Genomic DNA, 15,350 nt, shown 5'->3' with positions numbered 1-15,350 from the left:
AATATGAATGTTGTGGCTGTAATTGGTTTGGGTTACGTTGGCCTTCCACTAGTTATTGAGTTTGGTAAACATTTTAAAACTATTGGTTTTGATATTTCTGTATCAAAAGTCGAGTCTTGTATGAACGGCATTGATCCTTCTCGGGAACTTTCGGATGAGGATATGCTTTCTGCGCCCTTGGCGATGTACACATCTGATCCATTAATGCTGGCTGATGCCGATATCATCGTCGTTGCTGTCCCTACGCCCGTTGATGATGCGCACATTCCAGATTTTCGTCCATTGATTGGTGCGAGTACTAGCGTTGGTCGCAATATGAAGGCCGGAGCAATTATTGTCTACGAGTCAACTGTTTACCCTGGTGCAACTGAAGAGGTATGCATTCCTGTTTTGGAGAAAGAGTCGGGGATGAAATGGAAGCAGGATTTTTTCATCGGTTATTCGCCTGAGCGTATTAATCCAGGTGATAAAGAACATACGCTTACTAAAATATTGAAAGTTGTATCAGGTGACACGCCTGATACCTTGGAAAAGGTCGCGCAGTTGTATGAAAAAATCATTGTTCCGGGTGTTCACCGTGCTTCTTCAATCAAGGCTGCCGAGGCTGCCAAAGTAATTGAAAACACACAAAGAGATTTGAATATTGCGTTGATGAACGAGCTGGCAATTATTTTTGACAAAATTGGTATTGATACTACTGAAGTGCTAGAGGCTGCTGGAACAAAATGGAATTTCTTGAAATTTAAACCTGGACTTGTTGGTGGGCACTGTATTGGTGTTGACCCTTATTATTTGACCCATAAGGCCGCTATGTTGGGTTACCAACCCGAGGTCATACTGGCTGGACGACGTATCAATGACAGTATGGGTAAGTTTATTGCGGAACAAACTATCAAGCATATGATTGCTTCGGGTAGTTATATTAAAGGCGCCCGTGTCAATATGTTGGGTCTTACCTTTAAAGAAAACTGTGGCGATCTGCGCAACTCTAAGGTGATTGACATCATTAAAGAGCTCAAATCATATGGTGTGGAAGTTTTTGTTACTGACCCGCAAGCGGAAGCCGAAGAAGCTATGCATGAATATGGTGTGCGCTTGCTGACATGGGATGAACTCCCTCGCGCTGATGCTATTGTTGCTGCTGTCGCGCATGATGAATATGCTGCGTTATCGGTGGAGGATTTTGGTAAAAAACTAGTGAAAGGTGGGGCCTTTATCGACGTTAAGTCTTCATTTGATCGTGCGGCGATTGAAGCTGCTGGTTACAAGCTGTGGAGACTCTAGTCGATAAACGGCCTTTAGTGGTGCATGTTGTGTACCGCTTTGATATGGGAGGGCTGGAGAATGGTGTGGTTAATATTATTAATAATATGGCTGCAGATAGGTATCGCCACGCGGTAATTTCATTGACAGATGTTACCGATTTTCGCAACCGGATACTGCGTGAAGACGTGTTGTTTTATGCTTTGAATAAGCAGCCTGGGCACGCACTTTGGCTATATCCCCAGCTCTTTCGGTTATTTAAGAAATTACGTCCAGCGATTGTTCACACCAGAAATCTTGCGGCCCTAGAGGTTTTGGTTCCTGCATGGGCGGCTGGTGTTTCTGTCCGCATCCACGGTGAGCATGGTCGTGATGTTGGTGACTTCGATGGAAATAGTAAGAAATATCAATGGTTGCGTAGGGTATATGCGCCATTTGTGAGCCACTATGTAGCGTTGTCGCGTGATTTAGCCGTGTATTTGACCGAGAAAGTGCACGTGACGCTCAGGCAGGTGACGCAAATTTATAACGGGGTCGACACGACGCGTTTCTCATCTGCGAAGATTGCGGGTCACGCGCAAATCCAGGATTGTCCATTCGTGGACGCGCATCTGTGGGTGGTAGGGACCGTAGGGCGTATGCAGATCGTCAAAGACCAGCTCACATTAACGCGCGCTTTTATACGCTTATTAGAAATAGCGCCGGACCTTAACTTGCACGTACGTCTTGTCATGGTGGGTGATGGACCGTTACGACAGCAGTGCCTAAAACTGCTGGAAACCGCCGGTATAGCCCATCTAGCGTGGTTGCCAGGCGAACGTAACGATGTACCTCACATCATGCGAGGGCTTGATTGCTTCGTATTGCCATCATTGGCCGAGGGTATTTCCAATACGATATTGGAGGCCATGGCCTGTGGTTTGCCAGTCATTGCAACTGATGTGGGTGGGAACGCCGATTTGGTAGTGCATGGCACTACAGGGCAGATCGTCCCTGCCGGCGATGTTGATGCAATGGCTTGCGGTTTGCTGAAGTTGGTGACTTCGCCAGAGTTAGCTCTGAAGATGGGACGCGCTGGTCGGCAACGTATCCTTGAGAAATTTAGCCTCAATGCGATGGTCGATACCTACCAAGGTCTGTACGATCGACTTTTAGGCATAGGCGAAAGTACTGTGCATCCATGTCCCACCAACAAATAACCAACAGATAAATACCATGTGTGGAATTGTCGGCATTTTTGATACCCGGAGCGGGCGCGATATTGACCGCGCTGTACTGCACCGCATGAACGAATCGCAACGCCATCGGGGGCCTGTGGAGGGTGGTTTGTACCTAGAGCCTGGCGTGGGTTTTGGGCACCGGCGTCTTTCCATCATTGACCTGGCGACTGGACAACAACCGTTGTTCAATGAAGACGGTTCTGTGGTGGTGGTATTCAACGGTGAAATTTACAACTACCAGCAGCTGATTCCTGAGCTGCAGGCCCTAGGGCATGTTTTCCACACGCGCAGTGACACCGAGGTGATCGTCCATGCGTGGGAAGCCTGGGGAAAGGACTGTGTGAAGCGGTTTCGCGGGATGTTTGCTTTCGCACTGTGGGACCGTAACCAGCAAACTTTTTTTATGGCGCGCGACCGCTTGGCCGTCAAACCCATGTACTACGCTGTGCTGGACGATGGCATGTTGGTGTTTGGTTCGGAGCTAAAGTCGCTCTTGGCCCATGGAAGCTTGAAGCGCGACATGGACCCGCTGGCGGTGGAAGAGTATTTTGCGCTGGGCTATGTGGCCGAGCCGCGTACCATTTTCCGTCAGGCCAAAAAGTTATCCCCGGCACATACCTTGACCATCCGCCGTGGCCAGCCGCTGTCGGAGCCCGAGCAGTACTGGGATGTGCGCTTTACGCTGGACAGCAAGATCGGTGTAGACGAGGCGTGCGCCCAACTGGATGAAAAGCTTAAGGAGTCGGTGCGGTTGCGCATGATTGCCGAAGTGCCGTTAGGTGCATTCTTGTCGGGTGGCGTGGACTCCAGCGCGGTCGTGGCCGAAATGGCCGAAATTTCGCCGGAGCCTGTGAATACTTGCTCCATCGCTTTTGACGACCCGGCTTTCAACGAGGCCGCGTTTGCACAAACCGTGGCCGACCGCTACCAGACCAACCACCACGTGGAGATGGTCAAGAGTGACGACTTCGACCTGATCGACACCCTGGCCCGTTTGTACGACGAGCCCTATGCCGACAGCTCGGCCATTCCCACCTATCGGGTGTGCGAGTTGGCGCGTAAGCATGTGACCGTGGCGTTATCAGGCGATGGTGGCGACGAAACCTTTGGCGGCTACCGGCGCTACCGCATGCATTTGATGGAAGAAAAGATGCGCTCGTCCATGCCTGCGGCGCTGCGCCAGCCTTTGTTCAAGACGCTGGGCCGCATCTACCCCAAGGCCGACTGGGCTCCGCGCATGTTCCGCGCCAAGACTACGTTCGAGGGCATGGCCCGCAATTCGGTGGAAGCTTATTTCCACTCGGTGTCGATTCTTCGTGGCCCCATGCGCGACCAGTTGTTCAGTCCACGTTTCAAGACCGAGCTGGCCGGATACAACGCCCAAGAGGTGTTCAATTACCACGCCAGCCAGGCCAATACCGACGACCCTTTGGCCCTGATCCAGTACCTGGATCTGAAGACCTACCTGGTTGGCGACATAAATACCAAGGTAGACCGCGCCAGCATGGCCCATTCGCTGGAAGTGCGCGAGCCCTTGATGGACCACGAGTTGGTCGAATGGATGGCGACTTTGCCGTCTTCGCTCAAGATCCAAGGCCAAGAGGGCAAATACCTGCTCAAGAAATCCATGGAGCCGCGTCTGCCGCACGATATTTTGTACCGCCCCAAAATGGGCTTCTCAGTGCCTTTGGCGCGCTGGTTCCGCGGCCCCTTGCGCCAGCGCGTGCGCGATGCGGTGCTGGGCTCGCGCCTCGCGGAAACCGGCTGGTTCAACCGCCAGTACCTGGAGCATCTGGTGGATGCGCATGATTCCGGTGCCCGCGATTACAGCGCCCCCTTGTGGACCCTGTTGATGTTCGAGGCATTTTTGCGCAACGTGATGCAGCCTGAAGTGCACATGCCCACACCTGCCGAGGCCATGCCTGTATGACGCGCATCCTGCATGTGCTCGACCATTCCATTCCCCTGCACAGTGGTTACACCTTTCGCACCCTGTCCATCTTGCGCGAACAGCGCAAGCTGGGCTGGGAGACCTTCCACCTCACCACCCCCAAGCACACCCACGGCGATGCGCTGGAAGAGGACGTAGACGGCTGGCATTTCTACCGTACGCCGGCCGTGGCAGGGCAGGGCAGCGCGCTACCCGGGCTGGATGAATGGGCACTGATGCGGCAGGTCGAGCGTCGGCTGCAAGAAGTGGCCGAACGGGTCCGCCCCGATATCCTGCACGCCCACTCCCCGGTGCTCAACGCCATGCCCGCCCTGCGTGTGGGCAAGCGCCTGGGCATACCCGTGGTGTACGAAGTGCGGGCGTTTTGGGAGGATGCGGCGGTAGACCTCGGCACCACGGCCGAGGGTAGCCTGCGCTATCGGCTCACGCGCCGCCTGGAAACCCGGGCCTTCAATCGGGCCAGCCATATCTTTACCATCTGCGAAGGCCTGCGCTCCGACATCGTGGCACGGGGCATCCCCGAAGCCAAGGTCACGGTGATTCCCAATGCGGTGGATGTCGATTCGTTCGATGTTGGCGGCGTGCCCGACATGGCGCTCAAGGGCCGCCTGGGCCTTTCCGACTGCAAGGTGGTCGGCTTCATTGGCTCCTTCTATGCCTACGAAGGACTGGATCTGCTGCTGGCCGCTATGCCCCAAATGTTGGCGACAGAACCCCAGGTGCGGCTGTTGTTGGTGGGCGGTGGCCCCCAGGACGCAGCCCTCAAAGCCCAGGCCCTGGCTTTGGGCATTCAGGACAAAGTAGTTTTCACCGGCCGCGTGCCGCACGCTGAAGTGCAGCGCTATTACGATCTGGTGGACGTGCTGGCCTACCCTCGCCACTCCATGCGCCTGACCGAGCTGGTCACTCCGCTCAAGCCCCTGGAAGCTATGGCGCAAGGCCGGGTGCTGGTGGCTTCCGATGTGGGTGGCCACAAGGAACTCATTCGCCATGGGGAAACTGGCATATTGTTCAAAGCGGGCAGTGCGCCTGCGCTGGCCCAGGCCGTTGTGGATTTATTGGCCACTCCCGAGCGCTGGCCGCTGTTGCGCGCGGCGGGCCGCCAGTTCGTCGAATCAGAGCGCAACTGGACGGCCAGTATCGAACACTACCGCAGTCCTTACGCTGCCCTCACCACCGCCCGCACCGGCAGCGTGGCCTGATGGCATTTGCGGGTATCCGGGTGGGCTTGGTCGGCCCCTTGCCACCGCCAGCAGGCGGCATGGCCAACCAGACGCGGCAATTGGCGGAACTTCTCCAGTCCGCCCAAGCCCAGGTCACCCTGGTACAAACCAATGCGCCCTACCGTCCTCTGTGGTCCGGGCGGGTGCCAGGCTTGCGGGCGGTGTTTCGTTTGCTGCCTTACCTTTGCGCGCTATGGCGTGCCGCAGGCCGCAGTGATGTGCTGCACATCATGGCCAACTCGGGCTGGTCCTGGCATTTGTTTGCCGCGCCCGCCATCTGGATAGCGCGCTTGCGCAGAGTGCCTGTGGTGGTGAACTACCGGGGCGGCGAGGCGGCGCAATTCCTGCAGGGCGCGCAGGCCGTGGTGCGCAGGTCTATGTCCGCTAGCGCCGGTTTACTGGTGCCATCGGCTTTTTTGCAGGAAGTGTTTGGCCGCTTCGGCATGCACGCGGCCATCGTGCCCAACATCATCGACCTGGCCCGCTTCCATCCGCGTGGCGGTAAAGCCGCCCAGTCAGCACACATCGTGGTAGCGCGCAATCTGGAGCCGCTGTACGACAACAGCACCGCCATCCGTGCCTTCCAGACGGTGCAGGCGCAATGGCCCCAGGCACGGCTCACCATCGCTGGCAGCGGCCCGCAAGAAGCCGTGTTGCGCCAACTGGTCACCGACCTGGGTTTGCAGGCTTGCGTGCATTTCACCGGACGGCTGGACCGCGATGCCATGGCCGCGCTGTACCGCCAGGCAGACATCATGCTCAACCCCAGTCTGGCCGACAACATGCCCAACTCATTGCTGGAATCCATGGCCAGCGGCGTGCCCGTGGTTAGTACCGATGTGGGAGGTGTACCCTACATGGTGCAAGACGGCGTAACCGCATTGCTGGTGCCACCGGCCAAGCCAGAGGCCATGGCCGCAGCCTGCCTGCGGCTGCTGAACGATGCGGGCCTGTGGACCCGCCTGCAGCAGGCGGGCCTGGCCGAGGTGCAGCGCTACACCTGGGGTCAAGTCGCTCCACTGCTGGTGGCGCACTACCGCCAAGCAATTCAAACAAAATAGCCCTCTAGCGCATATTTCGCCTACACAAGCAGCTATACATTTTGTAGTATTGATATGTACACATCCCTGGTCTCCGGTTTGCTATTTCCGCTGCACGAGCGGCTCAAGAGCCACAGCACGGTGGCCACGCGCCGCCATATGGAAACCGCGCAGTGGTGGCCCCCGGCGCAGATTGCGGCCTACCAGTTGCAGCAGTTGCGCGCCTTGCTGGTGGACGTGGGCCAGCACGTGCCGTACTACCGCGACCTGTTCGCCCGCACCGGCTTCAACCCCGCGCAGGTGCAATCGGTGGCCGACCTGGCCCGCCTGCCGTTCCTCACCAAATCGGTCATCAAAACCCACACCGAGGCGCTGCGCCACGCCCACGCCCAGGGCCTGGCCCGCTTCAATACCGGTGGCTCCTCGGGGGAACCGCTGGTGTTTTTTATCGGCAAAAAGCGCGTCAGCCACGATGTGGCTGCCAAGTGGCGGGCCACCCGCTGGTGGGGCGTGGACATTGGCGACCCGGAAATCGTAGTTTGGGGTTCACCCATTGAGCTGGGCGGGCAAGACCGCATCAAGCACCTGCGCGACCAGATGCTGCGCACCCAGTTGCTGCCCGCGTTCGAGATGTCCGAGGCCAAGCTGGACGGCTTCATCGCCACCATCCGCAGCACCCGCCCGAAAATGCTGTTTGGCTACCCCTCGGCACTGACGCACATCGCCCAGCATGCGCAAAAGCGTGGCGTGGTAATGGACGACCTAGGCATCAAGGTGGCCTTTGTCACCTCCGAGCGCCTCTACGACAACCAGCGCGCCACCATCGGCACAACGTTTGGCTGCCCAGTGGCCAATGGCTACGGCGGGCGCGACGCGGGCTTCATTGCCCACGAATGCCCAGCAGGCAGCATGCACATCACCGCCGACGACCTGGTGGTGGAAATCGTCAATGAAGCCGGGGAGGTGCAGCCGCCCGGTGTGGCGGGCGAAATCGTCGTCACCCACCTGGCGACTAACGACTTCCCGTTTATCCGCTACCGCACTGGCGACATCGGCGTGCAAGGCAGCGCGCCCTGCAGCTGTGGCCGCGGCCTGCCGGTGTTGAAGGAGATCCAGGGCCGCAGTACCGACTTTGTGATCGCCGCCGACGGCACCGTAATGCACGGCTTGTCGCTGATCTACATCTTGCGCGACCTGGCCGGGGTGCAGTCTTTCAAGGTGGTGCAAGAGTCCCGCGAAAAAACCCGTGTGCTGCTGGTGGCGGGGCCAGAATTCCAGCCGCCCATGGTGGGCCAGATCATCAGTGGATTCCAGCGCCGCCTGGGTGCCAGCGTCGAGGTACAGGTAGAACTTGTGGAATCCATCGCCGCGGAGAAGTCGGGTAAATTCCGCTACATCATCAGCCATGCCATTTAACCTGTGTAGTCCTCACCATGCGTGACATTCTGATCATTGCGATCGTCCTTGCCGGTGCGGTGGCTGCATTGCGCCACGCTTGGATCGGCGTGATTTTGTGGACCTGGCTGAGCATCATGAATCCGCACCGTTACTCCTACGGTATTGCGTACGACGCACCTTTGGCTGCGATTGCTTTTGGTGCTACCGTTTTAGGCCTGCTGGCATCGAAAGACCGTACTTCGCCTTTTAAAAGCGGGGCAGTGGCAGTGATGGTGATGTTTATGGTGTGGATGTCACTGTCTGCGGGTTTTGGAATTGACCCCGCAGAGGACTATTGGCAGTGGAACAAGGTCATGAAAGTAGACCTCATGATCCTGGTCGCTTTAATGCTGCTGCACACCAAGAAGCACATCTTGGCCTTGACCTGGGTATCGGCGGGATCGCTGGCCTTGCTGGGCGCGAAAGGCGGGTTATTTACCTTGATGACAGGCGGAAACTACCGGGTCTGGGGTCCACCTGGATCGTTTATCGAGGACAACAATGAGTTTGCGCTGTCCTTGGTGATGGCTATTCCACTGCTTCGTTTTTTGCAGCTACAGCTCACCAACCGCTGGGGCCGCCATGCCATGAGTGCCACCATGCTGCTGTGTGCAGTGGCATCCCTGGGGAGTTATTCGCGGGGTGCATTGCTGGCGATCAGTGCCATGACGTTCTTTTTGTGGTGGAACGGCAAGAACAAACTTGTGGTGGGCATGGTGCTGCTGTTGGCGGTGCCCCTTTTGGTGGCATTCATGCCGGATGCATGGATGGGGCGCATGTCCAGCATTGGTGAGTACCAGGAAGACGAGTCTTCCATGGGGCGTATTTCCGCTTGGTGGAATGCCTGGAACATCGCTTTCCACTACCCTTTGGGGGTGGGGTTCGATGCCGCCCGGCCCGAGCTGTTTGCCAAATATTCACCTTATCCCGAAATGGTGCATGCCGCGCACAGTATTTACTTTCAGGTGCTGGGCAACCATGGCTTTATCGGTTTGTTTCTGTTTTTATCGATCTGGTTTATCACCTGGCGGTCTGCGGGCTGGTTGCGCGTTCAAGGGGCCAAAATTCCAGAGGCTGCATGGTGCGCCGATCTGGGGGCGATGTGCCAAGTTTGCCTGTTGGGCTATGCCGTAGGCGGTACGTTCTTGAGCTTGGCCTATTTCGATTTGCCTTACAACGTGATGGTGATGGTGGTTGCCACCCGCGTATGGGTGCAGACCAAGGGGTGGTTAAAAGAACCCGCCTATGTGCCTAGTTGGAAAAATATCCCCGGCTTGGCGCGTACCACCCCGTCGCCGGTAGCCATTCCGTTAAAACGCCATGTTTAAAACGCTATTGAAGCCACTGTCTCCGGCGGGTGCACGGGGCCGCCTGTCGGTCTTGATCTTCCACCGCGTACTGCCCCAGCCCGACCCCATCTTCCCAGGCGAGGTGGATGCCCACACCTTCTATGCCATTTGCCAGTGGATGAAATCCTGGTGCAATGTGTTGCCACTCGACCTGGCCGCCCGGCAACTGCAGGACCGCACCTTGCCCGAGCGTGCCGTGGCCATCACCTTCGACGACGGCTACGCCGACAACCGCACCCAGGCCCAGCCCATCCTGGCGCGCCACGGCCTACCCGCTACCTTTTTCATTGCCACCGACTTTCTGGACGGTGGCCGCATGTGGAACGATACCGTGATCGAATCGGTACGCGGGTGCCGTGCGGCCCAGTTGGACCTGCGCAGCATCGCCAAGCCCGGTGGCAACGGGGGCAGCAGCGGTGACCTGGGCTTGCACACCATCGCCAGCCCCGCAGACAAACGCAGCGCCATCTCGGCCATCATCGGCCAGATCAAATACTTGCCCGTGGCCCAGCGCCACACCCTGACCGTGCAGATTGCCGACTGCGCCGAGGTGCAGCCGCCCACCGACCTGATGATGAGCTCGCAGCAGGTGCGCGAAATGCGCCAGGCGGGCATGCAGATCGGTGCCCACACCCGAACCCATCCCATCCTGGCCACACTCAGCGCCGATGCCGCACGGGCCGAGATCGCCGAGAGCCGTTTGCGCCTGGAGCAACTGCTGGGCGAGCGGGTAGGCCTGTTCGCCTACCCCAACGGCAAACCCGGCACCGACTACTCGCCCGAGAGCGTGCAGATCGTGCGCGACCTGGGCTTTGACGCGGCCGTGTCTACCACCTGGGGCGCGGCACGTTCTACCACCGACCCCTTCCAGATTCCCCGCTTTACCCCTTGGGACCGTAGCAAACTGCGCTTCGGTGCACGTTTTGCCGACAACCTATGGCGTACCTGAGCCTCTTATTTCCATGCGCACCTTCTACCCACGTTTGCGGCAAATCGTAGACACCAATTACGGCACCCTGCGCGGTGTGTTGCGGGTGCTGCTCGGCCAAGTCGAGTATGTACTGGGCCGCACCGAGCCCTACCTGCACCCCCGCTTGCAAGACACACACCGGCTGGTTTTCGTCTGTCTGGGCAACATCAACCGCAGTGCATTTTCAGAAGCCGTGGCGCGCGGGCAGGGGGTGCATACGTGTTCGATTGGCCTGTCCACCACCACCGGCCACCCGGCTTTCCATAAAGCCATTGCCACGGCCCAGCCCTTGGGTTTGGATCTGACATCCCACACTGCCACCGATCTGAGCGACTACCAGTTTCGCCCCACAGACCTGCTCTTGGTCATGGAAATACGCCATGCACACAAGCTGCGGGCCGCTGGTTACCCTGCTGCCTCCATCGCCTTGCTCGGCCACTGGGCCGCACCGCACCGCATCCATCTGCATGACCCGCATGTACTGTCCGATGCCTACTTTCGTACTTGCTTCGGCTTGCTCCAGTCGGCTGTCCATGGCCTGGTGGCCGACCTGCGTGCAGCCGGTAGCCCCTGTATCCGGTGATGCAGGTTTATCTGACATTCGACATCGAGGTCTGGTGCAACGGCTGGGACGACCTGGACCGGGTGTTTCCGGCCAGCTTTGAGCGCTATGTGTATGGCCGCTCAAGCCACGGCGACTATGCTTTGCCCAAAACCCTCGAGCTACTGAACCAGCATGGCTTGCAAGGCGTGTTCTTCGTTGAGCCCCTGTTTGCTACCCGCTTTGGCCAGCAGCACTTGGACACCATCGTCGGCCTGATCCGCCATGCCGGGCACGACGTGCAACTGCACCTACACCCCGAATGGACCGACGAAGCCCTGGAGCCGCTGATTCCTGACTGCGCCACCAAACGCCAGCATCTCAGCTATTACACGCTGGACGAGCAAACCGCCCTCATCGCCCATGGGAAAAAAATGCTGGAAGCTGCCGGCAGCGGCCCCATCAGCGCTTTTCGTTCGGGCAGCTTTGCCGCCAACCCGGACACCTTTGAGGCGCTGCGCCGCAACCACATCTTGCTGGACAGCAGCCTGAACCGTTGCCACGCTGTCAGTGCGCCAGATGTATTGCAGGGCCGTGGTCTGGAGACGGCTTTTGAGGTTTGCGGCGTCACGACCTATCCGGTCACGGTATTCCAGGACGGCTTTGGTGCCGAACGGCCCGCCCAGGTAGGGGCCTGTAGTTTTGCCGAAATGCGCGATGCCCTGTGGAGTGCGCAGCGTGCTGGCGCCGCGCATTTCGTCGTGGTGTCGCATAACTTTGAAATGCTGAAGCCGGGAGTGTCGCAGCCCGACTGGGTGGTGGTCCGGCGCTTTGCGCAGCTGTGCGCATTTTTGGGGCAGCACCGCGATAGTTTTGCGGTGGGCGTGTTGGAGCCCACCCATGCAGCGTTGGCTCCGATGGCGTTTCCGCCCCAGGCTCACCGGCTCTCCACCGGCCGAAGGTATCTGGAACAAGCTTTGCGGCGCTTAGTGTGAACCAGTCAGCCATGGGCAAAACTTTTTCCATCTATCTTGACCTGGTGCGTTTTGTGGCGGCCTGCCTGGTGTACGTACACCATTCAAATCGGCGTTTGTTGGTGAATGAAATCTTGCCTGCCAGCGAATACGGTCACAGTCTGGTGATAGTTTTCTTTGTGCTGTCCGGGTTTGTAATCGCGTTTATCACCGACACCAAAGAGAGGCATTGGGCGGCCTACGCGGCTAGCCGTATTTCGCGTATCTATTCAGTGGCACTGCCCGCGGTGTTTCTAACGATCGTGTTGGATATGGCGGGTCGCCATCTTTACCCCGACATGTATAACTCTCCTTTTGACCATTTCTTTTTACGAACGGTGGGAAGTCTGTTGTTGTTAAATGAAACCTGGTTCGTGGCTATTACCAGTTTCTCAAACGTGCCGTATTGGTCTATTTGCTATGAAATGTGGTACTACGTGGGTTTCGCTTTCCTAATGTTTTTACCACGGCGGACAGGGGTGTTTGCCCTAGCTATGCTGGCTCTTATGTTGGGGCCGAAGGTTGTGTTGTTAGGGCCTGTTTGGATGATGGGCGTGCTGCTGTACCGCTGGAAACGACCGCAGCATCTCTCTCAAGTGCAGGGCTGGTTGCTGGTCATTGGCTCGTGGGTAGGTGTTGTTGCTTTTCATCAAGCGGATGTAACTGAGATGATGGCGACACACTTGAAGGCAATCATTGGTGAGCGTTGGTACACCGAATTGAACTTTTCCAAGTTTTTTCTCAGCGACTATTTGCTGGGCACCTTGGTTTTCCTGAATTTTGCCGGTATGCGCCGGGTCAGTGACACCCTGGCACCGCTGCTGCTGCGTTTGGAGCGCCCCATTCGCTGGCTGGCAGGTTACACCCTCTCGCTCTACCTGTTGCACCAGCCCTTGTTTTTGTTTTGGGCTGCCGTGCTACGCGGTGACCCGAACGGCTATACCTATTGGGCGATGACAACCGCCTTGGTCGCAGTGTCGGTCTGGGCCGTTGGCTGGCTCACCGAAAACAAGCGCCACGTTCTCAAGCGCTGGCTGGAGCAGCGTTTTATCTGCGTACAAGCGCACTACTTTCCATCGCATGCTGCAAAAATCTGACATCCACCCGCCCTGCATTGTCCTCGGGCTGGAAACCCAGATCGGCCTGGGCCTGGTGCGCGAACTGGGCCGTGCAGGCGTGTCGGTGGTGGGGATTGCCGTGGAGCCGGATGCTATCGGCCTGTCGTCCCGCTACCTGACCCGCAAGCTGGTGATTCCGCAGCCGCGCAGCCCGGAGCTGGTGGCAGCCATCGTCGCCCTGGGGGAAGAGTTGGGGCCGTGCTGTCTGATGGCTGTATCCGAGGCGAATCTGGGCTGGCTGGCCCAGCACCAGGGCGAATTTGGCAAAGTGCGACCCATCGTACCCAGCTCTGCTACTTTAGCCATGGTGCTGGACAAACAGCGCACCCTGCAAGCCGCCCGTGAGGTGGGTGTGGCTGTACCAGAGACGGCAGAACCTGCGTCCATGGCCGAGGCCGAGGCCCTGGCAGCGCACTTTCCTTTCCCGGCGGTGCTGAAATGGAAAGACCCCAACGCTGTGGCCCGCAAGCTGGGCCCCGCCGGACTGGTGCTGCACAAGGCCGAGTACGTCTACACCCCGGCTGAGTTTCTGGCCGCGGCCGCCCGTTACCAGCCGATTGGCGAATGGCCGATGGTGCAGGCCTATTGCCCCGGCACGGGCCTGGGCCAGTTTTTCTACATGCACCAAGGCCAGGCGCTGCGCCGCTTCCAGCATCTGCGCATCGCCGAGTGGCCACCGGAAGGGGGCTTCTCCAGTGTCTGCGATGCCGTGCCACTGGAGCAGCATCGGGCGCTGCAAGAACAGTCCATTGCCCTGCTGCGCCACATCGGCTGGGAGGGCGTGGCCATGGTCGAATACCGCTGGGATGCCACCACCGACCGCGCGGTGCTGATGGAAATCAACGGCCGCTACTGGGGCAGCTACCCGCTGGCGGTGCAGTGCGGCGTGGGCTTTGGGGTGCTGTCGTACGCCCTGGAGAGTGGCTTGGCGGCGCCCGATCTGCCGCCTGTGCGCTGGGGCCAGCGTTGCCGCATGGTCAGCACCGAACTCAAACGCTTGGTGCGCATCTGCCTGCAACCTGGGCAAATTGTGGACCGTACTTTTGCGGTGCGCCCGGGCGCAGAAATTTGGCGCTTTCTGCGCGACTTCTTTCGGCCTGGTGTGGGCTATTACGTGTGGGATGCCAGCGACCCGCAGCCGTTTTATGCCGACGTCAAAAACCTGCTGCGCAAGGTGTGGAGACGTTAAGGTGAAGCAACTTTCAGGGCACGGGGCTTTGCACCCGTGCCGGTCAACGTCCGCGCCGCGCCGACACCAGAATCCCGCCGACGATCAGCCCAAACGCCAGCCCGTGGTACAGGTGCGGCCACTCGCCTAAAAAAGCGGTGGACATCAGCGTGGCAAACAGCGGCGTCAGGTTGATGAACACCCCGGCCACGTTGGGCCCCACGCGCTGCATGCCAGCACCCCAGGCGCGGTAGGCCAGTACGGCCGGGCCCACAGCCACAAACACCAGGGCAGCGGCCAGCGTCCAGCCCCACTGGACAGACGCAGCATCCAGGCTCCATTCCACCGCCGTCATGCTGCCCGACCATAGCAGTCCGAAGGTGATTTGCGCCAGCAAGAACGCCGCCCAGTCGGCACGGATGGCGGGCGGGTCTTTGGGCTGGGTCAGCAGCCAGCTGTAAAAAGCAAACGCCACCGTGGCCAGCAGCATGAAGATATCGCCCGGCACCAGGCGCAGCGCCAGCAGTTGTCGCCACTCGCCCCGGCCCAGCACCAGCAGCACCCCGGCCAGCGACAGCAGCGCGCCCAGCACCTGCTGGCGCGATACGTGGGCCCCAAAAAACAGCGCACCCACCGCCAGCATGCACATCGGCAGGCTAGCCCCCACCAGGGTCACGTTGATCGGGCTGGAGGTCTGCAGGGCCATGTATTGCAAAGCGTTGTACAGGCCCACGCCCAGCAGCCCCAGCAGCGCAAACCGCCGCCAGTGCGACCACAGCCCGCTGCCGCGTTTGAATATCCAGCCGCCCAGCGGCAGCAGAATCGCAAACGCCAGCGTCCAGCGCAGAAAGTTCAGCGTGACCGGCGGCACCAGGGTGTGCACTACCCGCCCCACCACCGCATTGCCTGCCCACATCAGCGGCCCAAAGGCCAGCAGCAGGGCGGTACGAAAAGTAAGGCGTTCTTGCATGGCGCGCACTTTACCTGCGTAACCGTGGCAGTATCCAAGTGAACTATTTTTGTAACCACTCAGCCCCAACATTCAGCCAGAACGTCC

The 15,350-nt window shown here is 58.8% G+C and carries 13 protein-coding genes; 12 read left to right on the top strand and 1 reads right to left on the bottom strand.

The window, feature by feature from the left end; all coding sequences use genetic code 11:
• Window positions 1–3: 3 nt before the first annotated feature.
• From AC097L_RS05805 to AC097L_RS05750, 12 genes are read left to right on the top strand one after another with little or no spacing between them, the layout of a single operon-like run.
• Window positions 4–1,284, top strand: coding sequence for a nucleotide sugar dehydrogenase (locus tag AC097L_RS05805; protein WP_479585316.1), 1,281 nt, complete (start codon window positions 4–6; stop codon window positions 1,282–1,284).
• On the top strand, window positions 1,272–2,462 hold the full coding sequence (locus AC097L_RS05800) for a TIGR03088 family PEP-CTERM/XrtA system glycosyltransferase (RefSeq protein WP_479585315.1): 1,191 nt from the start codon (window positions 1,272–1,274) through the stop codon (window positions 2,460–2,462). Before AC097L_RS05805 ends, AC097L_RS05800 begins: the two co-directional genes overlap by 13 nt.
• A 16-nt stretch (window positions 2,463–2,478) precedes the next feature.
• Entirely contained in the window at window positions 2,479–4,413 is a 1,935-nt protein-coding gene (locus tag AC097L_RS05795) for an XrtA/PEP-CTERM system amidotransferase (RefSeq protein WP_479585314.1), read from the top strand.
• Window positions 4,410–5,636 (top strand): TIGR04063 family PEP-CTERM/XrtA system glycosyltransferase, encoded by a 1,227-nt coding sequence (locus AC097L_RS05790; protein WP_479585313.1) that lies wholly within the window; start codon window positions 4,410–4,412, stop codon window positions 5,634–5,636. The genes AC097L_RS05795 and AC097L_RS05790 overlap by 4 nt, the downstream gene beginning before the upstream one ends.
• Window positions 5,636–6,718, top strand: coding sequence for a glycosyltransferase family 4 protein (locus AC097L_RS05785; RefSeq protein ID WP_479585312.1), 1,083 nt, complete (start codon window positions 5,636–5,638; stop codon window positions 6,716–6,718). Before AC097L_RS05790 ends, AC097L_RS05785 begins: the two co-directional genes overlap by 1 nt.
• A gap of 54 nt (window positions 6,719–6,772) precedes the next feature.
• A complete protein-coding gene (locus tag AC097L_RS05780) occupies window positions 6,773–8,113 on the top strand; it encodes a phenylacetate--CoA ligase family protein (RefSeq protein WP_479585311.1) in 1,341 nt (446 codons plus the stop codon).
• Window positions 8,114–8,130: 17 nt separating this feature from the next.
• The gene (locus AC097L_RS05775; RefSeq protein WP_479585310.1) at window positions 8,131–9,462 is read left to right on the top strand and encodes a putative O-glycosylation ligase, exosortase A system-associated; all 1,332 of its coding nucleotides are present in this window, start codon (window positions 8,131–8,133) and stop codon (window positions 9,460–9,462) included.
• Window positions 9,455–10,432: a polysaccharide deacetylase family protein gene (locus tag AC097L_RS05770; RefSeq protein ID WP_479585309.1), complete on the top strand. Its 978-nt coding sequence runs from the start codon at window positions 9,455–9,457 to the stop codon at window positions 10,430–10,432. The genes AC097L_RS05775 and AC097L_RS05770 overlap by 8 nt, the downstream gene beginning before the upstream one ends.
• 13 nt (window positions 10,433–10,445) lie before the next feature.
• A complete protein-coding gene (locus tag AC097L_RS05765; protein WP_479585308.1) occupies window positions 10,446–11,036 on the top strand; it encodes an arsenate-mycothiol transferase ArsC in 591 nt (196 codons plus the stop codon).
• On the top strand, window positions 11,036–11,989 hold the full coding sequence (locus tag AC097L_RS05760; protein WP_479585307.1) for a polysaccharide deacetylase family protein: 954 nt from the start codon (window positions 11,036–11,038) through the stop codon (window positions 11,987–11,989). Before AC097L_RS05765 ends, AC097L_RS05760 begins: the two co-directional genes overlap by 1 nt.
• Window positions 11,990–12,000: 11 nt before the next feature.
• Window positions 12,001–13,104 (top strand): acyltransferase family protein, encoded by a 1,104-nt coding sequence (locus tag AC097L_RS05755; protein WP_479585306.1) that lies wholly within the window; start codon window positions 12,001–12,003, stop codon window positions 13,102–13,104.
• Window positions 13,088–14,314, top strand: coding sequence for a carboxylate--amine ligase (locus AC097L_RS05750; RefSeq protein WP_479585305.1), 1,227 nt, complete (start codon window positions 13,088–13,090; stop codon window positions 14,312–14,314). The genes AC097L_RS05755 and AC097L_RS05750 overlap by 17 nt, the downstream gene beginning before the upstream one ends.
• A gap of 43 nt (window positions 14,315–14,357) precedes the next feature.
• On the opposite strand, the gene AC097L_RS05745 is transcribed toward AC097L_RS05750, so the two are convergent.
• Window positions 14,358–15,263, bottom strand: a complete 906-nt coding sequence (locus tag AC097L_RS05745) for a DMT family transporter (RefSeq protein WP_479585304.1) — start codon at window positions 15,261–15,263, stop codon at window positions 14,358–14,360.
• Window positions 15,264–15,350 lie beyond the last annotated feature (87 nt).

The sequence above is a fragment of the Rhodoferax sp. RT5P35 genome (genome assembly GCF_056521385.1).
The sequence above is the reverse complement of the archived record's forward strand: the minus strand, read 5'-3'. Positions and strand labels throughout refer to the sequence as shown.